Below are 25,589 nucleotides of genomic sequence, written 5' to 3'. Positions count from 1 at the left end.
TGCTGAGGAGGGTTTGATGGCCGAGAAGGACGACGAGCTGCGGCAGTTCGTGGTGACGCCGCTGCAGACCAACTGCTACGCCTACGTGAGCGCGGGGGAGTGCCTGGTGGTTGACCCCGGCGGGTCCGGCGCGCAGCTCGCGACCGTCCTCGACGACGTGCGCGTGAGGTGGGTGGTCGCGACGCACGGACACGGCGACCACGTCGGCGGCGTCGCCGCCCTCGTGCGGGAGACGGGCGCCTCATACGCGATCCACGCAGCCGACGCCGAGCTCGCCCGCCATGCGGGCGAGACGAGCGAGGTCGGCCGCAGCTACGACGAGAACGCCCCCGACCCCGACCGCACGCTCGCCGAGGGCGATGTGCTTCCCGTGGGTACCGCCACCTTCACCGTCATGGAGACCCCGGGTCACACGCCGGGCGGCATCGTGCTCGTGGGCGGGGGCAGCGCCGAGGGCGTCGCGTTCGTGGGTGACACGCTCTTCCCCGGCAGCCACGGCCGCACCGACCTCAGGGGAGGCGACGAGGCCACGATCATGGCGTCGCTCGCGCGCATGGCGGCGGAGATCGCCCCCGACACCATGCTGCTCTGCGGCCACGGCCCTGCGACCTCGATGGGCCGCGAGCTCGCCACCAACCCCTTCCTGCGCTAGCGTCCGTCGTCGACGCTTTCGAGGGTTTGGGTTCGAATGCGCGACGAATCAGGGCCCATCGTCAGCAAAACCGCAGGTAATCGATTGAGATAATGATATCGGCCGCATTTCTCGCCGTTTTTCGAACCCAAACCCGTTTTGGGTTTGGGTTCGAGTTTCTCCGAGTCGGTTCGAGTATCTATGTGCCATCAGGCATTTTGCCGTCCAGTTGCGCCCGCGCGCGCCGTCGTCGAACCCAAACCCTCGTGAGGGCGTCAGGACGCCCGGTCTGACGAGCTCTGGTATAGTCTTTCTGCCGGCGCAAGCCGCCGTGCCCGAGTGGCGGAATGGCAGACGCGGCGGTCTCAAAAACCGCTGAGGCAACTCGTGTGGGTTCGAGTCCCACCTCGGGCACCAGCTCCTTCTGGGTATATAGTCAACGTGTCCGGACATAGAGACCCAAGGAGAAGGGAAGCGCCATGGCACTCTCGAGCGAGGTTACCACCGTCCTCAACGAGCAGATCAACAAGGAGATGTACTCCGCCTACCTCTACCTCACCTTCGCGGACTACTACGACGACCGCGGCCTCAAGGGCTTTGCCAACTGGTACGAGATCCAGGCCAAGGAGGAGATGGACCACGCCCTGGCCATCCGCCGCTACCTCCTGGACAACGACTTCAAGCCCACGATGGAGGCCATCGCCAAGCCCGACAAGACCTTCGAGAACGACCTCGCCCCGCTCGAGGCGGGCCTCGCGCACGAGGAGTACGTCACGAGCCTCATCCATCACTGCTACGAGGTCGCCCACGAGCTGCACGACGTGCGCACGATGAAGTTCCTCGACTGGTTCGTGGAGGAGCAGGGCGAGGAGGAGACCAACGCACGCGACATGATCACCAACATGAAGCTCTTCGGCTGCGACCCCAAGGGCCTCTACGACCTGGACCGCGAGTACCAGGCCCGCACCTACGTCCAGTCCGCGTCGCTCAACCTCTAGGGCGCGGCCGCCCATCCCGGCCTGTGAAGAGTTTCTGAACTGCCCGCGCGCCGGGCGCCGGCGAGAAAAACCTCTTGCCCGCGCCCGGCGCGCATGCTATTGTTCTCCAGTGTGCGTTTTGCGAAGCGGGGCAAACGGCCCCCACCTACACGGCGCCTCTCGGCAGCTGTCTGGTCAGACAAGCACCTCCGCCCCCGGGGCGGGTTCATGTCTCCTGGACGGCCGCTTGGCGCCAGGGGATTTTTTTATGCGGCGAGAGTCGCAGCGAGAGGAAGGTGTGAACGATAGCCAGAAACGATGGTCCTCGCATCAATGAGGAGATCACATCGCGCACGTGCCGCCTGATTGGCGTCGACGGCTCCCAGATGGGCCTCTTCGGCGTCCGCGACGCCCTGCGCATCGCGCTCGATCAGGGCCTCGACCTGGTGGAGATCGCGCCCAACGCAGATCCCCCCGTCTGCAAGATGCTCGACTACAAGAAGTTCAAGTACGAGCAGGACCGCAAGGCCAAGGCCGCCCGCAAGAACCAGTCCAAGGTCGAGATCAAGGAGATGAAGTTCCGTCCCAAGATCGACGTGGGCGACTACGAGACCAAGAAGGGCCACGTGCTGCGCTTCCTCAAGAAGGGTGCGCGCGTCAAGATCACGATCATGTTCCGCGGTCGTGAGATGGCCCACCCGGAGCAGGGCCGCCTCGTCCTGGACCGTCTGGCCGAGGACCTCAAGGACGTCGCCTCCGTCGAGCAGAAGCCGCTCATGGAGGGTCGCAACATGCACATGACCATCGTCCCGATCAAGGGCGCCTTCGACAAGAAGGACGAGAAGGACGAGAACGTCACCACGGAGAAGGAGAACTAGCATGCCCAAGATGAAGACCCACAAGGGTACGGCCAAGCGCTTCCGCCGCACCGGCTCTGGCAAGATCATGCGCGCCAAGGCGTTCAAGAGCCACATCCTCACCAAGAAGTCCCCGAAGCGCATCCGCGGCTTCCGCCAGGAGACCGTCATCTCCGACGCCGACGTCAAGACCGTTTCCCAGCGCATGGGTTCCAAGTAGGCGCTTCTCGCGTCCCGATTTGCAGTTCTCACCAAGGAGTTGATCAGACATGGCACGAGTCAAGCGCGCCGTCGCCGGCCGTAAGAAGCGCAACACGCTCGCCGAGCGCACCAAGGGCTACTACGGAGTCCGTTCCCGCACGTTCCGCGGCATGAAGGAGCAGGCGCAGCACTCCGGTCAGTACGCCTACCGCGACCGCCGCAACAAGAAGCGCGACTTCCGCGCTCTGTGGATCCAGCGCATCAACGCCGCCGCCCGCATGAACGGCCTCTCCTACAGCAAGCTCATGCACGGCCTCAAGCTCGCCGGCGTCGAGCTCGACCGCAAGGTCCTCGCCGAGATCGCCTACAGCGACGAGCAGACCTTCGCCGACATCGCCGAGGTCGCCAAGAAGGCCCTCGCCGACGCCGAGTAGCGTCGCGCACATAACGCGAAACGAGCGCCCTGGGTTTCTCGCCCAGGGCGCTTTCTTGTAGAGAGATACCGTCTGCCGGACGATTAGGACCGTTCGCGGAGCGTTTTGAGACGAGCGTGTAAACCCTGCTTGCGCGGGAACAAGGAGAGTAAGCGAGGGTACCGTCGCTACAGCTCAGCGACCGTCAGAAGGAGGCGAGTCCAATGAACACAGAAGAGAACGTGCTGTTTGGGCCCGCCGACCGTGCGACCGAGGTCCTATAACATCTGGGGCGAGCGCACTCGCCAACGTTCTCCGAAACGTATTTCGGAACGGACTGATGACAGGAACACTCGAAGCGGGCCCAAGTTGAATACCCAGTTGTCCAGTATCGATTCGCAGAGACACGGGTGATTCCAAAGTACAGACGAGGCGGGGCGGCGCAATGGGGCGCCGCCCCTTTTTTGTGCGCATGTCGCGCCCGTGCGTCCGATCTCGCTTGGAACCCTTTCCAAATTCTGCCGGTATAACGCGAACGGTACCAAATCGGCGCCAGCCGGTTCCTTAAAGAAATACCAGTTGTAAGTAGCCTTATCGCGTGCTCTAATGCAACCAACGGAAAATGAAACGTTTCCAATATCTCGCATCGGAGAGGAACGTTTCGAAGAAGTAGGAGGGAGCACGTCATGTTGATGAAGAGGCGTCAGTTCGTGCAGGCAGGTCTCGGCCTCATGGCAGGTGCGGGTGCGGTCGCACTCGCCGGCTGCGGCGGCGAGCAGAGCAGCGGCGGCGGAGACAAGCAGGCCGCCGGCAAGGTCTACTACCTCAACTTCAAGCCCGAGCAGGATGCGCAGTGGCAGGAGCTCGCCGAGCTCTACACCGAGGAGACGGGCGTGCCCGTGACGGTCATGACGGCCGCCTCCGGCCAGTACGAGACCACGCTCAAGTCCGAGATGGCCAAGACGGACGCCCCCACGCTCTTCCAGGTCAACGGCCCGGTGGGCCTCGCCTCCTGGAAGGACTACTGCTATGACCTCGACGACACCGAGATCATGGGTCAGCTGACCAACGACGCCTATGCCCTCAAGGGCGACGACGACAAGACCAAGGGCATCGCCTACGTCATCGAGTCCTACGGCATCATCTGCAACAAGTCCCTGCTCGAGAAGGCCGGCTACAGCACCGACGACATAACCAACTTCGACAGCCTCAAGTCCGTCGCGGAGGATATCACCGCCCGCAAGGACGAGCTCGGCTTCTCCGCCTTCGGCTCGGCCGGCATGGACGGCTCCTCCGACTGGCGCTTCAAGACCCACCTCGCCAACCTGCCGATCTACTACGAGTACCAGGCTGACGGCATCGACAACACCGACGCCATCAAGGGCACCTACCTGGACAACTACCGCCAGATCTGGGACCTCTACATCAACAACGCCACCTGCGACCCCACCCAGCTCTCCACCAAGACTGCCGATGACGCCACGGCCGAGTTCGTGACCGGTCAGTGTGTCTTCTATCAGAACGGAACGTGGGAGTACGCCAACGTCGCCGAGGTGGGCGACGAGAACCTCGCCCTGATCCCGATCTACATCGGCGTGGACGGCGAGGAGAACCAGGGCATCTGCACCGGCTCCGAGAACTACTGGTGCGTGAACAAGAACGCCGCTGAGGAGGACATCCAGGCCACGCTCGACTTCATCAACTGGTGCGTCACCTCCGAGACCGGCGTCAAGGCCATGTGCGGCTCCGAGGGCGCCATGCCCTCCGGCGAGGCCGGCATGGGCTTCGTGATCCCGTTCGAGGCCAACCTCGAGTCCACGAACGTCCTCAACAACCTCGCGGATGAGATCAACGCCGAGAAGACCCCGGTCTCCTGGAACTTCTCGACCATGCCCTCCGAGGAGTGGAAGAACGGCGTGGGCTCCGCCCTCACCACCTATGCGGCCGACCAGACCGACGGCAACTGGGACGGCGTCGTGACCGCCTTCGTCGACGGCTGGGCCACCGAGGCTGCCGCCTCCAAGGCATAGGGCAACTCAAAGTAATCTCGTCCGACCCGGGCGGTGGGTGCCTTCCCTCACCCACCGCCCCATCCATAGGGAAGGAGGTCTCATGGAGAAGGCGATCAAGAAGTACCTCCCCATCTTCGTCCTGCCCACGTTCCTGGCGTTCCTCATCGGCTTCGTGGCCCCGTTCCTCCTGGGCCTGTGGCTGTCGCTGTGCGACTTCACCACGGTCACCGATGCGACGTTCGTGGGCTTCTCGAACTTCGTCCTGGCGGTGCAGGACACCGTCTTCCAGCACTCGTTCTGGTACACGGCCCTGTTCACCGTCGTGTCCGTCCTCGTCATCAACGTCATCGCGTTCGCGATAGCGCTCGCCCTCACCAGGAAGCTGCGCGGCACCAACCTGTTCCGCACGGTCTTCTTCATGCCCAACCTCATCGGCGGCATCGTCCTGGGCTACATCTGGCAGCTCATCTTCAACGGCATCCTCGCCCAGTACTCGCAGGCGCTGAACCTCAACGAGTGGTACGGCTTCGTCGGCCTCGTCATCCTGGTCGCCTGGCAGCAGATCGGCTACATGATGATCATCTACATCGCCGGCCTGCAGTCGATCCCCGGCGATGTGCTCGAGGCGGCCGCCATCGACGGTGCGAGCGCCTGGCGCAGGCTCGTGGACGTCACGATCCCGATGATGATGTCGTCGATCACGATCTGCATGTTCCTCTCGCTCACCAACGGCTTCAAGCTCTTCGACCAGAACCTGTCGCTCACCGCCGGCGAGCCGTCCAAGATGTCGGAGATGCTCGCGCTCAACATCTACAACACGTTCTACGGCCGCGTCGGCTGGGAGGGCGTCGGCCAGGCGAAGGCGGTCATCTTCTGCCTGATCGTCGTTGCCATCGGCCTCATCCAGCTGCGTGCCACGCGCTCCAAGGAGGTGCAGCAGTGATGTCGACCAAGAAGGAGCGCAGCGCCCTCAACTGGGCCGGCACGGGCCTCATGGCGTTTCTCTGCGTCGTGTGGCTGCTGCCCGTCGTCGTGGTGCTGTTCAACTCGTTCAAGAACAAGATGTTCATCAACCTCGAGCCCTTCGAGCTGCCCACCGAGCAGACCTTGATCGGGCTCGAGAACTACCAGACGGCGATCGACAAGTACGGGTTCCTCGATTCCGTCGGCTGGACCGTCTTCATCACAGTGGGCTCGGTCGCGGTCATCCTGATCTGCACCTCCATGTGCGCCTGGTACATCACGCGCGTGCAGAACCGCTTCACCAAGGCCGTCTACTACCTGTGCGTCTTCTCCATGGTCGTGCCGTTCCAGATGGTCATGTTCACGCTGTCGCTCATCGCCGACCGCCTGGGCCTCGGCACGCCCTGGGGCATCATCGTCATCTACCTTGGGTTCGGCGCGGGGCTGGCGGTGTTCATGTTCTGCGGCTTCGTGAAGACCATACCCATCGAGATCGAGGAGGCCGCGCTCATCGACGGCGCGGGGCCGATAAGGACGTTCTTCACGGTGGTCATCCCCATCATGAAGCCCACGTTCATCTCCGTCGGCATCCTTCAGACGATGTGGATCTGGAACGACTTCCTGCTGCCGTACCTGGTGCTCGACACCACGGAGTACAAGACGATCTCCATCGTGATCCAGTTCATGAAGGGGTCCTACGGGCGCGTCGACATGGGCGCCATCATGGCGGCGCTCATCATGGCCGTCATCCCGGTCGTCGTGTTCTACCTGTCGTGCCAGAAGTACATCATCAAGGGCGTCGCCGCGGGCGCGGTCAAGGGCTAGGACGAGAGGGGGCGTCGTGGACATCAGGGACATCGCTCGACTCTCCGGATACAGCCTGGGCACCGTCTCCCGCGTGCTCAACGACCACCCCGGCGTCAGCGACCGCGCGCGCGAGCGCGTTCTTGAGGTGGTCCGCGAGGTGGGCTACGAGCCCAACACCAACGCGCGCCACCTCAAGACGAGGAACAGGGCCTCGTTTGCCATCATGGTCAAGGGCATGCAGAACCTGCTCTTCAACGACATCATCGAGAAGGCCGAGGGCCTCTTCGCGGAGGCTGACGAGGAGGCGCGCGTCCACTTCGTCGACGAGGACGCCGACGAGGTGGCGCGCGCCGTCCATCTCGACAGGATCAGGCACCCCAAGGGGTTCCTCTTCCTGGGCGGGGACCCCAGCAACTTCAAGGAGGGCTTCGGCCAGATCGGCGCCCCGTGCGTGCTCCTCACCAACACCGCAGAGGACTGGGGGCTCAAGGGCCTCTCGTCCTTCTCGACCGACGACGAGGAGGCGGCGGCAAGCGTCATCGACTACCTGTGGGAGTGCGGCCATCGGCGCATCGGCGTGCTCGGCGGCAACCGCAAGGTCAGCGAGGTGTCCGAGCACCGCCTGGCCGGCGTCGCCCGGGCCTTCTCGGCCCATGGAGCGAGCTTCGACTCCGAGCGTTGCTACGAGCCGTGCCGCTTCTCGATGCGCGCGGGCTACGAGGCGGCGATGCGCCTGCTCGAGCGCGCGGACGACCTCACCGCCATCTTCGCCTTCGGCGACGTGATCGCCCTCGGCGCGCTCCGCGCGGTCACCGACCGCGGCTTCCGCGTCCCCCTCGACATCTCGATCGTGGGCTTCGACGGCGTGGACGTCTCGCAGTACAGCGTCCCGCGCCTCACGACGGTGCGCCAGGACACGGGGCTTCTCGCCCGCAGGGGCGTGGAGGCGCTGCTCGCGGCCACCCGTGGGGAGAAGGGGCGTGTCGTGCACGAGTCCGTGCCGTTCCGACTCCTGCGCAGGGAGAGCGTGCTCTCGCTGCTCCCCGCGACGCCCGTGGAACCCGAAGAGGGGAGGAGGTCATGAGGCGCTCGGGTGTTCTCATGGCGATCACGTCGCTGCCCTCCGCGTGGGGCGTCGGCACGATGGGTGCCGCCGCGCGCGAGTTCGTAGACTTCCTCGCCGCCGCGGGCCAGACGGTCTGGCAGATCCTCCCGATCGGCCCGACGGGCTTCGGCGACTCACCCTACCAGGTCTTCTCCACCTACGCGGGCAATCCGTACCTGATCGACCTCGACGACCTGGCCGAGGAGGGGCTTCTCGAGCGCTCGGAGTACGAGGGCCGTCCGTGGGGCGACGACCCGCTCTCCGTGGACTACGGCGCGCTCTTCCGCGGTCGTCTCGAGGTGCTGGGCCGGGCGGTGTCTCGGCTGCGCGAGACGCGCGGCGCCGAGCTCGCGTCGTTCTGCGCCCGCGAGTCCGCCTGGCTCGAGGACTACGCGCTCTTCATGGCAATCAAGGACGCGTGCCAGGGCGCGCCCTGGGGTGCGTGGCCGGAGCCCCTGCGCCGTCGCGACGAGGAAGCCCTCGCCGCCGCCCGGCACGACCTCGCCGAGCGCATCGACTACTGGCAGGGCGTCCAGTGCCTCTTCTTCCGGCAGTGGGACCGCCTCAGGGAGCATGCGGCGCGCTCCGGCGTCCTGCTCATGGGCGACATCCCGATCTACGTGGCGCCCGACAGCGCCGACGTGTGGGCGAACCCCGGGCAGTTCCAGCTCGACGAGCGGCTCGTCCCCACGGAGGTCGCGGGCTGCCCGCCGGACGGGTTCGCCGCGGGCGGTCAGCTCTGGGGCAACCCGCTCTACGACTGGGAGCGCATGGCCGGGGACGGTTACGCGTGGTGGGTCGAGCGCGTCTCGTACCAGCTGCGCCTCTACGACATCTTGCGGATCGACCACTTCCGCGGCTTCGACTCGTACTACGCGATCCCCTTCGGCGCACCGGACGCGCGCGAGGGGCGCTGGCGGGAGGGGCCGGGCGCCGCGCTCTTCGAGCGGCTGCGCGAGACCTGCGGCACGGAGCGCCTCGTGGCGGAGGACCTGGGCTACCTCACGGACTCCGTCGCGCGCCTTCGCGAGGAGACGGGACTGCCGGGGATGCGGGTCCTCGAGTTCGCGTTCGACAGCGTGGACGGCTCCGGCAGCGTCTACCTGCCGCATGCCTATCCCCGCAACTGCGTCGCCTACGTGGGGACGCACGACAACGACACGGCGCTCGGCTGGCTCGCGGGCGCCTGCCCCGAGGACGCGGAGCGCGCGCGTGACTACCTCGGCCTCAACGAGCGCGAGGGCGAGGGCTGGGGCATGATGCGCGGCATCTGGTCCTCGGTCGCCGATACGGCGATAGTCCAGATGCAGGACGTCCTCTGCCTGGGCGGGGAGACCCGCATGAACGTCCCCTCCACGGTGGGGACCAACTGGAAGTGGCGGGCGCCGGCGCACTACGCGACGCCGGAGCTCGTGAGAAGGCTGAGACGGCAGGCGGAGCTCTTCGACAGGGTTCCGACGGTCGGGAATCGATAGGGAGGGAGCGCTCATGGCGCAGGTATCCATCAAGCACGTCGAGAAGGTCTATCCCGCCTCCACGGGCAGGAGGCACAAGCCCAAGAAGGGCAACGCCAACCTCAAGGTGACCGAGGAGGGCGTGCTCGCGGTCGAGGACTTCAACCTGGAGATTGCCGACGGCGAGTTCATCGTCCTCGTTGGCCCGTCCGGCTGCGGCAAGTCGACGATGCTGCGCATGGTTGCGGGCCTCGAGGAGATTTCGCGCGGCGAGATCTACATCGACGACAGGCTTGTCAATGACGTGCAGCCGCGTGACCGCGACATCGCCATGGTCTTCCAGAACTACGCCCTCTACCCGCACAAGACGGTGCGCGGGAACATGGAGTACCCGCTCAAGCTCCGCAAGGTCCCCAAGGACGAGATGAACCGTCGGGTCGAGGAGGCGGCGCAGATCCTGGGAATCACCGCCCTTCTCGACCGCAAGCCCAAGGCCCTCTCCGGCGGCCAGCGCCAGCGCGTGGCCATCGGCCGCGCCATCGTGCGCGAGCCCAAGGTGCTGCTCATGGACGAGCCGCTCTCCAACCTCGACGCCAAGCTGCGCAACCAGATGCGCTCGGAGATCATCAAGCTGCGCCAGCGCATCAACACCACCTTCATCTACGTCACGCACGACCAGACCGAGGCCATGACTCTCGGCGACCGCATCGTCGTCATGAAGGATGGCATGGTGCAACAGATCGGGACGCCCCAGGAGGTCTACGACTCGCCGGCCAACGTCTTCGTCGCCGGGTTCATCGGCGTGCCGCAGATGAACTTCTACGACGCGCGCCTCGTGCGCGACGGCGACGCCTACCGCGTGGAGCTCGACGGCATCTCCGTGCCCGTGTCCGCCGAGAAGTGCGCCCGCCTTGCGGCGCGTGGCGTCGACACCCAGGACGTCACCCTCGGCGTGCGCCCGGAGAACATCGAGCTCGCGGAGGCGGGGGAGACCTCGCTCACCGGCTCGGTGGAGACGACCGAGATGATGGGCAGCTCCGTCTACCTGCACGTGAGCGTGGACGGCAAGGACAGCATCATCATCCTCCAGAACGTCGAGGAGGACGGGCGCCGCCCCTCCGACATCCAGGTCGGAAGCAGCCTCTCGTTCACGTTCGCCGGCAGCGCCGTGCACCTCTTCGACAAGGAGACGGCGGTCAACCTCGAGCTCTAGGGGCTGGACGGAGACGGGAAGGGGCTCGGCGTCATCTAGCGCCGAGCCCCTTTTGCGTGGCGAGAAGAACGCTCTTCTCGCTTAGTCCTTCTTGATCCAGGAGAACATGGAGCGGATCTTCTCGCCGGTCTCCTCGATCGGGTGGGTGTTGATCTCCTCGCGCTTCTCGAGCAGCCACTTGTGACCGTTGTTGCAGTCGTCGACGAACTCCTGGGCGAAGCTGCCGTCCTGGATGCGGCCGAGGATGCGCTTCATGGCGGCGCGGGACTCGGCGTTGATGACCTGCGGGCCGGCGTAGTACTCGCCGTACTCGGCGGTGTTGGAGATTGAGTAGTTCATGAAGTGGATGCCGGACTCGTACATGAGGTCGACAATCATCTTCATCTCGTGGTAGACCTCGAAGTAGGCGAGCTCCTCGGGGTAACCCGCCTCGGTCAGGGTCTCAAAGCCGGCCTTCACGAGCTCGACGAGACCGCCGCAGAGGACGGCCTGCTCGCCGAAGAGGTCCTCCTCGGTCTCCTCCTTGAAGGTGGCCTTGATGATGCCGGAGCGGGCACCGCCGACGCCCCAGCAGTAGGAGAGGACGATGTCCCAGGCGTCGCCGGTGGCGTCCTGGTAGACGCAGGCGAGGTCAGGCACGCCGGAGCCCTCGGTGTACTGACGGCGCACGATGTGGCCCGGGCCCTTGGGGGCGCACATGATGACGTTGACGTCCTCGGGGGCCTTGATGTAGCCGTAGTGGATGTTGAAGCCGTGGGCGAAGGCGAGGGTGTCGCCGGCCTTGAGGTGCGGCGCGACGTGCTCCTCGTAGACCTTGGGCTGGGTCTCGTCGGGGACGAGCATCATGATGACGTCGGCCTCCTCCGCCGCATCGTCCATGCTCATGACCTTGAGGCCGGCCTCCTGCGCCGCCTGGGCGGACTTGGAGCCCTCGCGCAGGCCAACGCGGACGTCGACGCCGGAGTCCAGGAGGTTCAGCGCGTGGGCGTGGCCCTGGGAGCCGTAGCCGATGATGGCGACCTTCTTGCCCTGGATGACGCTCGGGTCCACGTCCTTCTCGTAATAGATGTCGACGGCCATGTTCTTCTCCTTTGCTTGAGCCGTTGATGCCGTTTTGATCCAATTGGGGACAGACCCCTTTTGAATCATTATTGCGATGATTCAAAAGGGGTCTGTCCCCAATTGGATCACCTGTTACCTTGACTTACTGCGCGCCGCGCGACATCGCAATCTTGCCGGTGCGCGTGAGCTGCTTGATGCCGTAGCTGCGGAAGAGGTCCTCCATTGCGTCGAGCTTGCTCGCGGTGCCGGTGGCCTCGATCGTGAGCGTGTTCTTTCCCACGTCGACGACCTTGGCGCGGAAGACGTTGGCGATCTCGATGACCTCGTGGCGGCGCTCCGGCGAGGACTGAACCTTGAAGAGCACGAGCTCGCGCTCGACGGCCTCCTCGTAAGTGAGGTCGGAGATCTTGTAGACCGAGACGAGCTTGTGCAGCTGCTTGGTGATCTGCTCGAAGCCGACCTCGTCGGCCTCGACGATGATCGTCATGCGGGAGAGCGTCTCGTCCTCGGTGGGGGCGACGGTGAGCGACTCGATGTTGAAGCCGCGGCGGCTGATGAGACCCGTGACGCGGGAGAGCACGCCCGGCTTGTTCTCGACGAGAACCGAGAGCAGGTAGTTCATCACTCATCAACTCCTTCGTGCGACGGCTTCACGCGCGGGCGGCCGCCCTCGCCGAAGCCCTTCTCGGTGACGCGGACGCCGCCGAGCGTGACGTCGAGGGCGCCGATGATGTCGTCGATCGGGGCGCCGGGGGCGACCATCGGGTAGACGGTCTGGGCGGCCGGGATCATGACGTCGAGCAGGTACGGCTCGTCAGAGGCGAGCATCTCGTCGAGTGCGGCGTCGATCTCCTCGGGCTTGGTGATGCGCCTCGAGCGCCAGCCGTAGGCGTCGGCGAGCTTCACGAAGTCGGGGTTGTCGGCGAGCTCGGTGAACGAGAAGCGGTCGTTGTAGAAGAGGTGCTGCCACTGGTGGACCATGCCGAGCGCGCGGTTGTCGACGATGAGGACCTTGACCGGCACGTCGTTGATCTTGGCGGTGGCCATCTCCTGGCTGTTCATCTGGAACGACCCGTCGCCGGCGATGCAGACGACCTGCTCGTCGGGGCAGCCGATCTTGGCGCCGATGGCGGCAGGGAAGCCGAAGCCCATGGTTCCGAGGCCGCCGGACGAGATGAAGGTGCGCGCGTGCTCGCGGTGGATGTTCTGCAGGGCCCACATCTGGTGCTGGCCGACCTCGGTGGTGACGATCGAGGCGTGCGGGTCGAGCTTGTCGGAGAGGTGCTCGAGCACGACCTCCGGGGCGATCTTGCCCTCGTAGTCGGCGAAGTCGGAGGTGTAGAACGGCCAGCGCTCGCGCCACTCGAAGACCTCGTCGCGCCAGGCCTCGCAGTTGGCGTGCGCGTCCATCTTCTCCAGCCGCTCGTTCAGGGCGGCGAGAATGACCTTGGCGTCGCCGACGATCGGCACGTCCGGGTTGATGATCTTGCCGATCTCGGCCGGGTCGATGTCGATGTGGATGATCTTGGCGTGCGGGGCGAATTCGTCGACCTTGCCGGTGACGCGGTCGGAGAAGCGCGCGCCTACGGCGATGATGAGGTCGGACTCGGTGACCGCCATGTTGGCGTACTTGGAGCCGTGCATGCCCACGGGGCCGAGGTTGAGTGGGTTGGAGCAGGGGATGGCGGCCTTGCCCATGAGGGTCGTGACCACGGGGATCTGCATGCGCTCGGCGAGCTCCACGAGCTCGGGGCAGGCGTGGGACGCCACGATGCCGCCGCCGGCCATGATGAGCGGACGCTTTGCCTCGCAGATGAGCTGGGCGGCCTGCTTGACCTGCTTCGCGTTGCCGCGATAGGTGGGTCGGTAGCTTGGGACGTTCACGCTGTCTGGGTAGTGGAAGACCATCTCGGAGCCGGAGAGGTCGCTCGGGATGTCGATGAGGACGGGGCCCGGTCGACCGGTCGAGGCGATGTAGAAGGCCTCACGGAAGGTCCTGGTGAGGTCGTCGGTCGACTGCAGGAGGAAGCTGTGCTTGACGATGGGCATCGTGATGCCCACGATGTCGGACTCCTGGAAGGCGTCGGTGCCGATGACGCCGCGCGTGACCTGGCCCGTGATGACGACGAGGGGCACGGAGTCCATGTAGGCGGTGGCGATGCCGGTGACGGTGTTGGTGGCGCCGGGGCCGGAGGTGACGAGCACGACGCCCACCTTGCCCGTGGCGCGGGCGTAGCCGTCCGCCATGTGCGTGGCGCCCTGCTCGTGGCGGGCGAGCACGTGGTGAATCTTCTTGGAGTCGTAGAGGGCGTCGTAGATCTTGATGGCCTGGCCGCCGGGGTAGCCGAAGATGGTGTCCACGCCCTCGGCCTCGAGGCTGGCGATGATGGCCTGCGCCCCGGTCATGGTCTTGCCCTCGTGCTCGGTGTGGCTGCCCGGGCCGAACGGGCGCCCCTCGATGGCGCGCTGTCGCCGGGCGATCTTCTCCTCGACGGTGATCATGAGAGATAGGCCCCCTTGTCTGCGCTCGTGACCAGCTTTGCGTAGCGGGAGAGGACTCCCGTGGTGTACTTGGGCGCGGGCGGCTCCCACGCGGCTCGCCGCTCGGCGAGGACCTCGTCGGAGACGCGCAGCTCGAGCGTTCCCGCCTGGATGTCGAGGTCGATGACGTCGCCCTCCTCGACGAGCGCGATCGGACCGCCGGCGGCCGCCTCGGGGGAGACGTGGCCGATGCACGGGCCCTTGGAGGCGCCGGAGAAGCGCCCGTCGGTGATGAGGGCCACCGAGCTCGCGAGACCCATGCCGCAGATGGCGGAGGTGGGGGTGAGCATCTCGCGCATGCCCGGGCCGCCCGCCGGGCCCTCGTAGCGGATGACCACCACGTCGCCCGGGTTTATCGCCCCGCCGAAGATGGCCTTGCAGGCCTCCTCCTCGGAGTCGAAGACGCGCGCGGGGCCGCTGTGCCGCCACATGCCCGGGTCGACGGCGCTCTTCTTGACGACGCCGCAGTCCGGCGCGAGGCTGCCGCGCATGACCTTGAGGCCGCCGTCGGGGGAGTAGGCGTCGTCCACGCTGCGGACGACCTCGCCGTCCACGGGCGGGCAGGCCGCGACCCACTCGGCCATGGTGCCGTGGCAGGTGAGGGCGCTCATGTCGAGGTGCCCGGTGCGGCCGAGCTCGCCGATGATGGCGGAGACGCCGCCCGCGTCGTTGAGGTCCTGGATGTGGAGCGGGCCCGCCGGCGCGATGCGCACGATGTTGGGCGTCTCGGCGGAGGCGCGGTCCCAGTCGTCCATCGTGACGGGGCAGCCGGCGGCCTGCGCGATGGCCGTGAGGTGGAGCATCGTGTTGGTGGAGCCGCCGAAGGCCATGTCGAGCACCATGCCGTTGTGGATGGCCGCGGAGGTGAGGATCTGTCGGGCCGTGACGTTCTTCTCGACCAGCTCCATGACCTTCATGCCGGCCTGCTTGGCCAGACGGATGCGCTCCGAGTAGACGGCGGGCACGGTGCCGTTGCCAGGAAGGGCGATGCCCAGCGCCTCGGCGAGGCAGCAGATGGAGTTGGCGGTGAACATGCCGGAGCAGCTGCCGCAGGTGGGGCAGGCGGTCTTCTCGAGCCAGGAGCACTCCTCCTCGGTCATGGTGCCGGCGGTGACCTGGCCCACGGCGTCGAAGAGGGAGTTGAGGTCGGTCTGGCTGCCGTCGCGGCCGCGGCCGGCGAGCATGGGGCCGCCGGAGACGAGCACGGTCGGGATGTCCAGACGGGCCGCAGCGATGAGCATGCCGGGGACGATCTTGTCGCAGGAGGGAATGAGGACCATGGCGTCGAACTGGTGGCCCTGGACGGCGCACTCCACGCTGTCGGCGATGACCTCGCGGGAGGTGAGGCTGTAGTGCATGCCCTCGTGGTTCATCGCGATGCCGTCGCACACGCCGATGGTGTTGACCTGCAGGGGCGTGCCGCCCGCCATGCGGATGCCGGCCTTCACGGCGTCGGCGATCTGCTGGAGGTGGAGGTGACCGGGGATGACCTCGTTCTGGGCGGAGACCACGGCAACGAGCGGGCGGTCGAGCTCCTCGTCGGTGAGACCGTCGGCCGCAAGCAGGCTCCGGTGCGGCGCGCGTGCCAGGCCCCGCTTGATCATGTCGCTTCTCAGTTCCACGTCCTCCCTCGCTTTCTCTTGTCGCTGGCGAGAAATGCGAGGCGGAACCTCGAAGCCGTCACGGTGGCCGCCGGCGCGCGGTACTTCTCGGCACGTCTGCGGGGGTGGCCCGCTTCACGTGCGGAGGTTCTCGCGAGCTGCTCGAGGGAGTCTTCCGGACCGTCCGACGCGGGTTCTCACGCTGCCCGCTCGCTGTGGGACGGATGCGGCCCGTACTGGCCCTGTCATCGCATTTGCTCGGTGGGGACACTCTACGCGGCGCGTGTTTCCGCCCCGTGACCTCCCGCGAACGGTATCGTTTCCACCCCCGAGCGGCAGGTCGCATGGATGGCCTTCCGTGCGTCGTCCCGGAATCGTCGGGCTTCTCGCGCGCGGGCGCGGCGCCGTCCCAGAAATGGCGACCTTCCACACCGGCGGGGGAGCGTCGTCCCGGAATCGGCGACGTTCTGCGCGGGATGTCCGGGAATTCGAGGTGTTCTACCTCGAAGGGCGCTTGTCGGCGGGGAACCTCCCGTATTCCGGGACGTGCCTCGCGCGAAGGCGCGGAAGGTCGCCGATTCCGGGACGCGCTCCGTGCGACGGCGCGGCGCCGGGTCTCACAGCGAGGTCTGGACGAGGGTTGGGGTGAGGCCGGCGGCCTTGAGGGCCTCCACGATCTGGTGCTTGTGCTCGGTGCCAAAGGCCTCGATCGTGACGCGCAGCTCCACGGCGGCGTTGCGGTTGGTCGAGACGAACTGGTTGTGCTCGAGCTTGATGACGTTGCCGTTCTGCTCCGCGATGGTGGAGGCCACGCGCACGAGCATGCCCGGACGGTCGGGGAGCAGCACGCTCACGGTGAAGATGCGGTCGCGCATGATGAGGCCGTGCTGCACCACCGAGCTCATCGTGATGACGTCCATGTTGCCGCCGGAGAGGATCGAGACCACGCGCTTGTTCTCGGCCGGCAGGTGCTTGAGCGCGGCCACCGTGAGCAGGCCCGAGTTCTCCACGATCATCTTGTGGTTCTCGACCATGTCGAGAAACGCGACCACGAGCTCGTCGTCGGGCACGGTCATGACGTCGTCGAGGTTCTGCTGCAGGTACGGGAAGACCTTGTCGCCAACCTCCAGGACGGCGGTGCCGTCGGCGATGGTGTTGGCGCCCGGCAGCTTTACGGGATGTCCCGCCTCGAGCGCGGCCGTGAGCGAGGGCGCGCCCTCGGGCTCCACGCCGATGACGCGGATCTTGGGGTTGTAGAGCTTGGCGAAGGTCGCAACGCCGCAGGCCAGGCCGCCGCCGCCCACCGGCACGAGGATCGTGTCCACGAGCGGCAGCTCCTGGACGACCTCCATGGCGATCGTGCCCTGGCCGGTGGAGACGCACGGGTCGTTGAAGGGGTGGATGAAGGTGTAGCCCTCCTCCTCGGCGAGCCGCATCGCCTCCTCGCACGCCTCGTCGTAGACGTCGCCGCGCAGCACGACCTCGGCGCCGTAGTGCTTGGTGCGCTCGACCTTGATGAGCGGCGTGGTCTCGGGCATGACGACCACGGAGCGCGCCCCGGCGCGCGTGGCGGCGAAGGCCACGCCCTGGGCGTGGTTGCCGGCGCTCGCGGTGACGATGCCGCGGCCCAGCTCCTCGGGCGAGAGGGTCGAGATCTTGTAGTAGGCGCCACGTACCTTGTAGGCGCCCGTGCGCTGCATGTTCTCCGGCTTGAGCCACACGCGGTTGCCCGTGCTCGCCGAGAAGTGCGGGCTCTCCACGAGCTTGGTCTCGAGCGTGACCTCGCGGACCTTCTCGGACGCCTCCTCGAAGGCCTCGAGCGTGAGCATCTCTGCCATGTGAAACTCCTTTGTGACGGCTGGCCGCGCCGCGGCGCGATTTACCTATAGTAATCCTTGCGGCGCGCATCGGGCGCCGTCCGAAGGAGGGAGTCCCATGAGCGACGCAGAGCAGACGACCCCGCTCTTCCAGATCCATGACGCGAGCGTGGTGCGCGGCGGCAAGACCATCCTGCACGTGGGGGACTTCGCCCTCGCCGAGGGCGAGCACGTGGCCCTTCTCGGCCCCAACGGCGCGGGCAAGTCGACCTTCATCCAGCTGCTCACCCGCGAGGTGTTCCCCCTTTGGCGCGAGGAACCGCCGGTTCGCTTCCGTGGCCAGGATCGCCCGCAGCTCGCCGACATCAAGCGCACGCTCGGCATCGTGAGCTCCACGATGCACGACCAGGTGCGCGTGCACCTCCCCGTCATGGACATCGTGGTGGGGGGCCTGTTCGGCACGCTGGGCGTCCCGTTGCGCGGTAACGTGAGCGAGAGGGGCCGCGCGCTCGCCGCCGACGCCCTCGAGCGGCTCGGCATCGCCGAGCTCGCCGGTCGCGACGTCATGACGCTCTCCACCGGCCAGGTGCGCCGCGTCCTCGTGGCGCGCGAGCTCGTGCGCGACCCGCAGGTGCTGATCTTCGACGAGCCGTGCACGGGCCTCGACCCGGAGGGCATGTACCACGTCCGCAGGACCATGGGCACGCTCGCCGCCGAGGGGCGCTCCGTCGTGCTGGTGACCCACTACCCCGAGGACATCATCCCGGAGATCGACCGCGTCCTGCTCATCAAGGACGCCGAGGTCTTCGCCGACGGCGCCAAGGCGGACCTGCTCACGAGCGAGGTCATGAGCGAGCTCTTCGACGTCCCGCTCGTGGTGGGGGAGGCGTGCGGCTGGTACTCCCTGCGCGGCGCCTACGCGTGAGGCTGGCCGCGGCAGTCCGCAAACCGGTCCGCAAACGAGAAGGGCGGGCGCCCGAGAAGGACACCCGCCCGTAAGATACCTGGTGGAGACGAGGGGATTCGAACCCCCGGCCTCTGCCTTGCGAAGGCAGCGCTCTCCCAGCTGAGCTACGTCCCCAGGCGCATCGCGCGTTGGCTATTTTGGCAATCCGGCGCCCGGTTGTCAACGCCGACACAAAAAGTCGCCCCCTGCGGTGCGTTAATGAACCCACCTCTCATAAGGTGGGTGTCCCCATCGCGCGTTCCGGCTTTCCCAGCAACGGGGAATCTCCGTACTGAACACGAGATATCGGACTCCCAAGTAACGCTTGTCGGTTCACCCAGTTTGCCCGCAGGGGAACGACAACCCCACTATAGGCCACCCGTCGGGAGATACCAGTCTTGACTTGCGCGTTCCTCTCGGCAAAAGTGAATGTGTGCGTGCGTTATGGTCGGCGTTTCCGTGCAACGCACGAGCCGTTTCCGCTATCATGGCCGGGATACGGGAGCCAGGTGCGGAAGGGGGTACGGTGGTTCCTGACTGGATACCCTACCTCTGTCTGTTCTGCTCGTCGCTGCTGGTCGCCCTCGTCACGACGCCGCTGGCCCGCCGTCTCGCGGTGTGCGTCGGCGCCGTCGACCGCCCCAGCGCCCGCCGCATCAACAAGAAGCCCATTCCGCGCATGGGCGGCGTCGCCATCTTCGCCGGCATCGTGGCCGCCTTCGTTGTCCAGTACCTGGGGACCACCTTCCTGGGCTGGCCGGTCGTCCTCGTCCCCTCGCCGCACCTGCAGGTCAACTACTGGCTGCTCGTGCTCGCCTTCCTCGCCATCTTCGTCACGGGCGTCCTCGACGACATCTACTCCCTGAAGCCCCGCCAGAAGCTTGCGGGACAGGTGATCGCGGCCGTGCTCGCGGTCGCGGGAGGGCTTGTGATCGGGGTCATCGACAACCCCTTCGCGTACGGCTTCATCAGCCTGGGGTGGATCGCCTATCCCGTGACAGTCGTCTACCTGGTGGCCTACACAAACATCATCAACCTCATCGACGGCCTCGACGGGCTGGCCGCTGGCATCTCCGCCATCGCGAGCCTCACGATGTTCGTGCTCTCGGTCCTGGCCGGCCGCCTCGACGCCGCGGCGCTCGCCATCGCCGTGACGGGCTCGTCGCTGGGTTTCCTCCGCTACAACTTCCACCCCGCCTCCGTCTTCATGGGGGACTCCGGCGCGCTCACGCTCGGGTTCGCGCTCGGCGCCGTCTCCCTGCTCTCGGTGACGCGCGTGGCTGGCCTCACGACGATCATCGTGCCCCTGGTCATCGCCTCGGTGCCCATCATCGACACCTTCTCCGCCATCGTGCGGCGCCTGCGCGGCCACACGAGCATCAGCCGCGCCGACCGCGGCCACATCCACCACCGCCTGCTCGCCGAGGGGTTCGACCAGCGCCAGGCGGCCCTGCTCGTGTACGCGTGGACGGCGCTCCTGTGCGTGGGCTCGCTCGTCATGACGCAGGTGAGTACCGAGCCGCGCATCCTCATCTTCGTCGTGCTGCTGGGCGCCTCCTTCGCCTTCGCCCACCACCTGCACCTCTTCGAGCCGGTGCTCCTTCACCACTACGATCCCAAGACCGGCGAGGACGAGCTGATCACCCCCGCCGACGACGCCTTCGAGGAGGAGGCCGAGAAGATCCACAGATCCGGCCTCCGCCGACGCGGGAGGCGGCGCCCGTGAGCGACGCCCGCCCGGCGGACCCGCTCGCCGCGTCCGCCTACGACGCCTGCGAGCTCTGCCCGCGCCGCTGCCGAGCGCGCCGGTCGCAGGGGCGGGCCGGCCGGTGCGGCATGACCTCGGAGCTCCGCGTGGCGAGAAGCGCGCTGCACCTCTGGGAGGAGCCGCCGATCTCGGGCGAGTCCGGATCGGGCGCCATCTTCTTCTCGGGCTGCCCGCTCGGCTGCGTTTTCTGCCAGAACCACGAGATCTCGAGCGAGGGATTTGGCCTGCCCGTGACGACCGCGCGGCTCGCCGAGATGATGCTCGAGCTGCAGGGGCAGGGGGCGCTCAACATCAACCTCGTGACGCCGCTCCACTTTGCCCCGCACGTCCGTGACGCAGTGGGCATGGCGCGCGAGGCGGGCCTCGCCCTGCCTATCGTCTGCAACACGTCCGGCTACGAGCTCGCCGAGGTCGTGCGCTCCCTCGCGGACGTGGTGGACGTCTGGCTCACCGACTTCAAGTACGCGGACGGGGCGCTCGCGGGCGAGCTCTCCGCCGCGCCCGACTATCCCGAGGTCGCGGCGGAGGCGCTTGCGGCCATGGTTGACTCGGTCCGCGCGGCGGGCGCTCGCTCGCTCGGCGAGGACGGCTCCATGAGGCGCGGCGTCATCGTGCGCCACCTCGTGCTCCCCGGCCACGCCGACGACTCCTGCGCCGTGCTCGACCGCGTGTGGGAGATCGCGGGCAACGAGGCCGACCTCTCGGTCATGAACCAGTACACGCCCAACGAGGCCTGCCGTCGCGCCGGGGGCGCCCTCTCGCACGGCGTCTCGGAGGAGGAGTACGAGATCGTGCTCTGCCACGCCGACGACCTCGGGTTCGAGCGGATCTGGTGGCAGGAGGGGGGCACGGTCTCCGAGAGCTTCGTGCCCGCCTTCGACGCCACGGGCGTCGTCGGGCCCGAGCTCGCGTGCCCTTCTCGCCCACAAGCGCTATAACTATGCAAACTGCCGACCCGAAAGACGGAGGAGACATGGCAGACGACACCGGCCTCACCGACGAGGAGCGCGCCGAGCTGGAGCAGCTGCGCGCCGAGAAGGCCGCGCGCCAGCAGGCCGAGAGGGACGCGGCGGAGCGCGCCGAGCTGGAGCGCCTGCGGGCGCAACGCGCCGCCGACGAGGCCGAGCGCGCCGCACGGGCCCGCGACGAGCAGGCGCTCGCGCGCGCCCGTGCGCTCATGGAGCCCGACGACGACCTCCGGATGCCCCTGGGTCAGAAGATCGTCATTCTCGCAATCGTCGGCGTCGCCGCCGTCTGGCTCGCCATCACCATCCTCGGATAGGAGGGCACATGTCTCTCACCGACCGCACCAAGCCCACCGACGTCTGCCTCAACACCGACCTCTACGAGCTCACCATGGCCCAGGGCTTCTGGGAGGCCGGGCTCACCGACGCCCAGGCCTGCTTCAACGCCTTCTTCCGCGACTGCCCCTTCGACGGCGGCTACGCCGTGTGCTGCGGAACGGGCCAGATCGCCGACCTCGTGGAGAACTTCGTCTTCGAGGACGACGACATCGACTACCTGGCGAGCATCCAGGCGCCGGGCGGCGGCCCCATGTTCAAGCCGGGCTTCCTCGAGTTCCTGCGCGACCATCACCTCGACCTCACGATCCACGCCGTCCCGGAGGGCCAGGTCGTCTTTGGCCGCGAGCCCATGGTGCGCGTCGAGGGCCCCGTCATCGACTGCCAGCTCATCGAGACCGCCCTGCTCAACCTCGTGAACTTCCAGACGCTCGTGGCCACCAAGACCGCGCGCGTGGTGCGCGCCGCCGAGGGTCACCCCGTCTCCGACTTCGGTCTGCGCCGCGCCCAGGGTCCCGACGGCGGCCTCGCCGTCGCGCGCGCCTCCTACATCGCCGGCGCCTCTTCGACCTCCAATGTCCTCGCCGGAAAGATCTACGGCATCCCCGTCTTTGGCACGCACGCCCACTCGTGGGTCATGGCGTTCCCGAGCGAGCTCGAGGCGTTCCGTGCGTTCGCCAAGTCCAGCCCCAGGAACTGCGTGCTGTTGCTCGACACCTACGACGTGCACCAGGGCATCAGAAACGCCATCACCGTCGCCAAGGAGATGGAGGCCGCCGGCGAGCGTCTCTCCGCCGTGCGCCTGGACTCGGGCGACCTCGCACGCCTCTCCAAGGAGGCCCGCGCCGCCTTCGACGAGGCTGGCCTGCCCTACGTGAAGATCTCCGTCTCCAACGACCTCGACGAGTACACGATTCAGTCGCTCTTCGCCCAGGGCGCGCCCATCGACTCGTTCGGCGTGGGCACCAAGCTCGCCACCTGCGACCCGCAGCCGTCGCTCGGCGGCGTCTACAAGCTCTCCGCCGTCCGTCGCGGCGCCGACGAGCCCTGGACTCCCGTCATTAAGCTCTCCGAGCAGTCATACAAGCGCACCATCCCCGGCGTCCAGCACGTCCTGCGCTACTTCGACCAGGCCGGGCGCCCGACGGCGGACATGCTCGTCGTCGACGAGGTCGCCCGCGCCGGGGAGGCCCGCGAGATGGTCGACATCGTGGACCCCTACCTCACGCACCGGCTCTCCGGCGAGCCCGTCGAGCTTCTCGTCAAGATGGTGGAGCACGGGTCGCGCTGCGGGGAGCCCGAGGGCATCGAGGCGGCCCGCGAGCGCTGCCGCGAGGCGCTCATGCGGCTCGACCCCGCCGTGGCGCGCTTCCTCAACCCGCAGACCTATCCCGTGGGCCTCGAGCTCGGCCTCGCCGACCTCCGCAGCCGCCTCGCGCGCGAGGAGCGCGCGGAGTCCGGCCGCCCCACGGCCGAGTAGCGGGAGCTGGCGCCCGATTTCGCGACTCTGGTACACTTGCCCGGTTGCAACGTGCCTTTGAACAGGAGATGAGATGCCCGAGAAGATCGAGGAGCTGCTGCGCGCCGCGCTCGCGGCCGCCCAGGAGGCCGGCGAGCTGCCGGAGTTTGACGTCAACGACCTCGGGCTCGAGCGACCTGCCGACCCGTCCAACGGCGACTGGAGCTCCACGCTGGCGATGCGCTCCGCCAAGCTCGCGCGCCGCGCGCCGCGCCAGATCGCCGACGCCATCGTCGCTCACCTCCCCGCCGACCCCGCCGTCGACCGCGTCGAGGTGGCCGGCCCCGGCTTCATCAACTTCTACCTCGCCATGGCCTCCGCGAACGAGGTCTTCCGCACCGTCTGCAAGCAGGGTCGCGACTACGCGCGCTCCGAGATGGGCGCGGGCGAGAAGGTCCAGGTCGAGTTCGTCTCCGCCAACCCCGTGGGCCCGCTGCACATCGGCCACGGCCGCTGGGCGGCGCTCGGCGACTCCCTCTGCCGCGTGTTCGAGCATGCCGGATTCGACGTGGAGCGCGAGTACTACATCAACGACCACGGCTCGCAGATGGACGTCTTCGGCCACTCGGTCTCCATGCGCTACCGCCAGCTCCTCGAGGTGATGGGGGAGAGGGGCTGCGACCTGCAGGCCGCCCGCGAGGCGCTGCTCGCCGACCGCGAGGCCTTCGTCGCCGACGAGGACGACAGCCGCCCCGAGACGCATCCGCTCACCGACGCCTTCAACGAGGCCCTGGGCGGCAACGCCTACGGCGGCGACTACATCGTCGACATCGCCGCGCGCTTCCTGGAGGAGGACGGCGAGAAGTGGGCCTCCGCCCCCGAGGAGGAGCGCATGGCGGAGTTCCGCGAGCGTGGCTACCTCTGGATGCTCGACTCCATCCGCGGGACTTGTCACGACGCCCGCTGCGACTTCGACGTCTGGTTCTCCGAGCGCAGCCTCTACGTCAAGGACGAGACGGGGACCTCCGCCGTCGACCGTGCGCTCGCGGCCCTCGACGAGCTCGGCCACCTCTACCGCGACGAGGCCGGCGCCCTGTGGTTCCGCTCCACCACCTTCGGCGACGACAAGGACCGCGTGCTGATCAAGACCAACGGCGAGTACACCTACTTCGCCTCCGACGTCGCCTACCACTGGAACAAGTTCCAGCGCGTCGACCATGTGATCGACATCTGGGGCGCCGACCACCACGGCTACATCCAGCGCGTCCAGTCCGCCTGCGAGGCCCTCGGCTATCCCACGCAGTTCGAGGTCCTTCTCGGCCAGCTCGTGAACCTGCTGCGCGACGGCAACCCCGTGCGCATGTCCAAGCGCAAGGGCACGATGGTCACCTTCGACGAGCTGCTCGCCGAGGTGGGGGCCGACGCCACGCGCTACACGCTGATCTCCAAGTCGTCCAACCAGATGATCGACTTCGACATCGAGCGCGTGAAGCGCCAGGACAACACCAACCCGGTCTACTACGTGCAGTACGCGCACGCCCGCATCTGCTCGATCCTGCGCCGCGGCGCGGGCGTCACCGTCGAGGAGGCCGCCGAGCTCGGCATGGACGAGGTCGCGCGTCGCGCGGTGGGGGAGACCTACGACCTCGGCCTGCTCGTCGACCCCGCCGAGGCGGCGCTCGCCCGCAAGATCGCCGAGCTCCCTGGCCTGGTCGAGAGCTGCGCGCGTGATCGAGCGCCGTTCCGCCTCACGCACTACGCCGAGGAGCTCGCGGCGGAGTTCCACTCGTTCTATGCCGCGTGCCAGGTGCTCCCCGGTGCCGGACGTCCGCTCGACGAGGCGCTCTCCCACGCCCGCCTCGTCGCCTGCGACGCCACGCGGCGCGTGCTCGCCCTCACGCTCGAGCTGATCGGCGTCTCCGCCCCCCAGAGCATGTAGGGACCCCGGGCGCGCCGTCGCGTCCGCGCGGCGCGCCCGCTGTGTGCGTCTTTTATAAATCGCCAAAAAGCCCTGATGCGAAAACGATTTCCTCCTGTATACTGCCCGTCATTGAAATGACAATGCAGGCGTGGCCCTTATGCTGCGTCTCGTTTGTCGAAGACCTTTTGAAGACAGGGGCGTGTCGTGGACCTCAAGGAATTCATGTCCGTGCGTCGGGCATACAACATCGTTCGTCAGATGGTCGGTGCCAAGGAGCGCCTCACCTTCGAGGAGTTCGCGATCGTCTGCCACCTGGCGGCCGCCCCCGAGGCCCTGAAGACCTCGGCCATCGCCGAGTACCAGGGCGCCCTTCGCCCCACCATGACGCACCGCACCAACCACCTCGAGGAGCTCGGCCTCATCGAGCGCTCCGAGGGCGAGAAGGACCGTCGCAACGTCGTGTGCTCCGCGTCGGACCTTGGCCGCTCCCGGATCCTCGAGCTCGCCGAGCTCACCCGCGCCCAGATTCCCACCGGTCGC

23 protein-coding genes and 2 tRNA genes are annotated in these 25,589 nt (G+C 67.1%); 19 read left to right on the top strand and 6 right to left on the bottom strand.

Annotation, left to right across the window (positions count from 1 at the left end):
- Nucleotides 1-16: 16 nt before the first annotated feature.
- From INF26_RS04090 to INF26_RS04040, 12 genes are all read left to right on the top strand, one after another.
- On the top strand, nucleotides 17-652 hold the full coding sequence (locus tag INF26_RS04090; protein WP_193529468.1) for an MBL fold metallo-hydrolase: 636 nt from the start codon (nucleotides 17-19) through the stop codon (nucleotides 650-652).
- A 312-nt stretch (nucleotides 653-964) separates the two neighbouring features.
- Nucleotides 965-1,048, top strand: a tRNA-Leu gene (locus INF26_RS04085).
- Nucleotides 1,049-1,110: 62 nt separating this feature from the next.
- Entirely contained in the window at nucleotides 1,111-1,629 is a 519-nt protein-coding gene (locus tag INF26_RS04080) for a ferritin (protein ID WP_193529467.1), read from the top strand.
- Between the two features lie 284 nt (nucleotides 1,630-1,913).
- A complete protein-coding gene (gene infC, locus INF26_RS04075) occupies nucleotides 1,914-2,486 on the top strand; it encodes a translation initiation factor IF-3 (RefSeq protein WP_193530089.1) in 573 nt (190 codons plus the stop codon).
- A gap of 1 nt (nucleotide 2,487) precedes the next feature.
- Nucleotides 2,488-2,685 carry a 50S ribosomal protein L35 gene (gene rpmI / locus INF26_RS04070; RefSeq protein ID WP_087350845.1) on the top strand — a complete coding sequence of 66 codons (198 nt, stop codon included), beginning with the start codon at nucleotides 2,488-2,490 and terminating at the stop codon, nucleotides 2,683-2,685.
- A gap of 49 nt (nucleotides 2,686-2,734) precedes the next feature.
- Nucleotides 2,735-3,100, top strand: coding sequence for a 50S ribosomal protein L20 (rplT, locus tag INF26_RS04065; protein ID WP_193529466.1), 366 nt, complete (start codon nucleotides 2,735-2,737; stop codon nucleotides 3,098-3,100).
- A gap of 668 nt (nucleotides 3,101-3,768) precedes the next feature.
- On the top strand, nucleotides 3,769-5,109 hold the full coding sequence (locus INF26_RS04060; RefSeq protein WP_332307324.1) for an ABC transporter substrate-binding protein: 1,341 nt from the start codon (nucleotides 3,769-3,771) through the stop codon (nucleotides 5,107-5,109).
- An 82-nt stretch (nucleotides 5,110-5,191) separates the two neighbouring features.
- Nucleotides 5,192-6,034 carry a carbohydrate ABC transporter permease gene (locus INF26_RS04055; RefSeq protein ID WP_193529465.1) on the top strand — a complete coding sequence of 281 codons (843 nt, stop codon included), beginning with the start codon at nucleotides 5,192-5,194 and terminating at the stop codon, nucleotides 6,032-6,034.
- Nucleotides 6,034-6,879, top strand: coding sequence for a carbohydrate ABC transporter permease (locus INF26_RS04050; protein WP_193529464.1), 846 nt, complete (start codon nucleotides 6,034-6,036; stop codon nucleotides 6,877-6,879). The genes INF26_RS04055 and INF26_RS04050 overlap by 1 nt, the downstream gene beginning before the upstream one ends.
- Nucleotides 6,880-6,895: 16 nt before the next feature.
- Nucleotides 6,896-7,945: a LacI family DNA-binding transcriptional regulator gene (locus tag INF26_RS08470; RefSeq protein WP_332307304.1), complete on the top strand. Its 1,050-nt coding sequence runs from the start codon at nucleotides 6,896-6,898 to the stop codon at nucleotides 7,943-7,945.
- Nucleotides 7,942-9,441: a 4-alpha-glucanotransferase gene (malQ, locus tag INF26_RS04045; RefSeq protein ID WP_226371885.1), complete on the top strand. Its 1,500-nt coding sequence runs from the start codon at nucleotides 7,942-7,944 to the stop codon at nucleotides 9,439-9,441. The genes INF26_RS08470 and malQ overlap by 4 nt, the downstream gene beginning before the upstream one ends.
- 13 nt (nucleotides 9,442-9,454) lie before the next feature.
- Complete coding sequence (locus INF26_RS04040) at nucleotides 9,455-10,633, top strand: ABC transporter ATP-binding protein (protein WP_193529462.1); 1,179 nt, start codon at nucleotides 9,455-9,457, stop codon at nucleotides 10,631-10,633.
- 81 nt (nucleotides 10,634-10,714) lie between these two features.
- Here INF26_RS04040 and ilvC read toward each other — a convergent pair whose 3' ends face one another.
- From ilvC to ilvA, 5 genes are all read right to left on the bottom strand, one after another.
- Nucleotides 10,715-11,713 (bottom strand): ketol-acid reductoisomerase, encoded by a 999-nt coding sequence (gene ilvC / locus INF26_RS04035; RefSeq protein WP_193529461.1) that lies wholly within the window; start codon nucleotides 11,711-11,713, stop codon nucleotides 10,715-10,717.
- Between the two features lie 124 nt (nucleotides 11,714-11,837).
- On the bottom strand, nucleotides 11,838-12,317 hold the full coding sequence (gene ilvN, locus INF26_RS04030) for an acetolactate synthase small subunit (protein WP_087224979.1): 480 nt from the start codon (nucleotides 12,315-12,317) through the stop codon (nucleotides 11,838-11,840).
- A complete protein-coding gene (gene ilvB / locus INF26_RS04025; RefSeq protein ID WP_193529460.1) occupies nucleotides 12,317-14,197 on the bottom strand; it encodes a biosynthetic-type acetolactate synthase large subunit in 1,881 nt (626 codons plus the stop codon). The genes ilvN and ilvB overlap by 1 nt, the downstream gene beginning before the upstream one ends.
- Nucleotides 14,194-15,858: a dihydroxy-acid dehydratase gene (ilvD, locus tag INF26_RS04020; protein ID WP_332307303.1), complete on the bottom strand. Its 1,665-nt coding sequence runs from the start codon at nucleotides 15,856-15,858 to the stop codon at nucleotides 14,194-14,196. Before ilvD ends, ilvB begins: the two co-directional genes overlap by 4 nt.
- A gap of 596 nt (nucleotides 15,859-16,454) precedes the next feature.
- Nucleotides 16,455-17,675 (bottom strand): threonine ammonia-lyase, encoded by a 1,221-nt coding sequence (gene ilvA / locus INF26_RS04015; protein WP_226371884.1) that lies wholly within the window; start codon nucleotides 17,673-17,675, stop codon nucleotides 16,455-16,457.
- A gap of 97 nt (nucleotides 17,676-17,772) precedes the next feature.
- Between ilvA and INF26_RS04010 the strand changes: the two genes are divergently transcribed.
- Nucleotides 17,773-18,579, top strand: a complete 807-nt coding sequence (locus INF26_RS04010; protein ID WP_193529459.1) for an ABC transporter ATP-binding protein — start codon at nucleotides 17,773-17,775, stop codon at nucleotides 18,577-18,579.
- Nucleotides 18,580-18,659: 80 nt separating this feature from the next.
- Here the strand turns inward: INF26_RS04010 and INF26_RS04005 are convergent.
- Nucleotides 18,660-18,735: transfer RNA gene (locus tag INF26_RS04005), tRNA-Ala, on the bottom strand.
- 352 nt (nucleotides 18,736-19,087) lie between these two features.
- Between INF26_RS04005 and INF26_RS04000 the strand changes: the two genes are divergently transcribed.
- From INF26_RS04000 to INF26_RS03975, 6 genes are all read left to right on the top strand, one after another.
- The gene (locus tag INF26_RS04000) at nucleotides 19,088-20,326 is read left to right on the top strand and encodes a glycosyltransferase family 4 protein (RefSeq protein ID WP_193529458.1); all 1,239 of its coding nucleotides are present in this window, start codon (nucleotides 19,088-19,090) and stop codon (nucleotides 20,324-20,326) included.
- A complete protein-coding gene (locus tag INF26_RS03995; RefSeq protein ID WP_193529457.1) occupies nucleotides 20,323-21,306 on the top strand; it encodes a radical SAM protein in 984 nt (327 codons plus the stop codon). The genes INF26_RS04000 and INF26_RS03995 overlap by 4 nt, the downstream gene beginning before the upstream one ends.
- Nucleotides 21,307-21,341: 35 nt before the next feature.
- Nucleotides 21,342-21,650 (top strand): hypothetical protein, encoded by a 309-nt coding sequence (locus INF26_RS03990; protein WP_193529456.1) that lies wholly within the window; start codon nucleotides 21,342-21,344, stop codon nucleotides 21,648-21,650.
- An 8-nt stretch (nucleotides 21,651-21,658) separates the two neighbouring features.
- Nucleotides 21,659-23,149 (top strand): nicotinate phosphoribosyltransferase, encoded by a 1,491-nt coding sequence (locus INF26_RS03985; RefSeq protein ID WP_193529455.1) that lies wholly within the window; start codon nucleotides 21,659-21,661, stop codon nucleotides 23,147-23,149.
- Between the two features lie 73 nt (nucleotides 23,150-23,222).
- On the top strand, nucleotides 23,223-25,067 hold the full coding sequence (argS, locus tag INF26_RS03980) for an arginine--tRNA ligase (protein WP_193529454.1): 1,845 nt from the start codon (nucleotides 23,223-23,225) through the stop codon (nucleotides 25,065-25,067).
- Nucleotides 25,068-25,253: 186 nt separating this feature from the next.
- On the top strand, nucleotides 25,254-25,589 hold a 336-nt coding region (locus INF26_RS03975; RefSeq protein ID WP_193529453.1), incomplete at its 3' end, for a MarR family winged helix-turn-helix transcriptional regulator.

The sequence above is a fragment of the Thermophilibacter gallinarum genome, assembly GCF_014982725.1.
Taxonomy (GTDB): domain Bacteria; phylum Actinomycetota; class Coriobacteriia; order Coriobacteriales; family Atopobiaceae; genus Thermophilibacter; species Thermophilibacter gallinarum.
The sequence above is the reverse complement of the archived record's forward strand: the minus strand, read 5'-3'. Positions and strand labels throughout refer to the sequence as shown.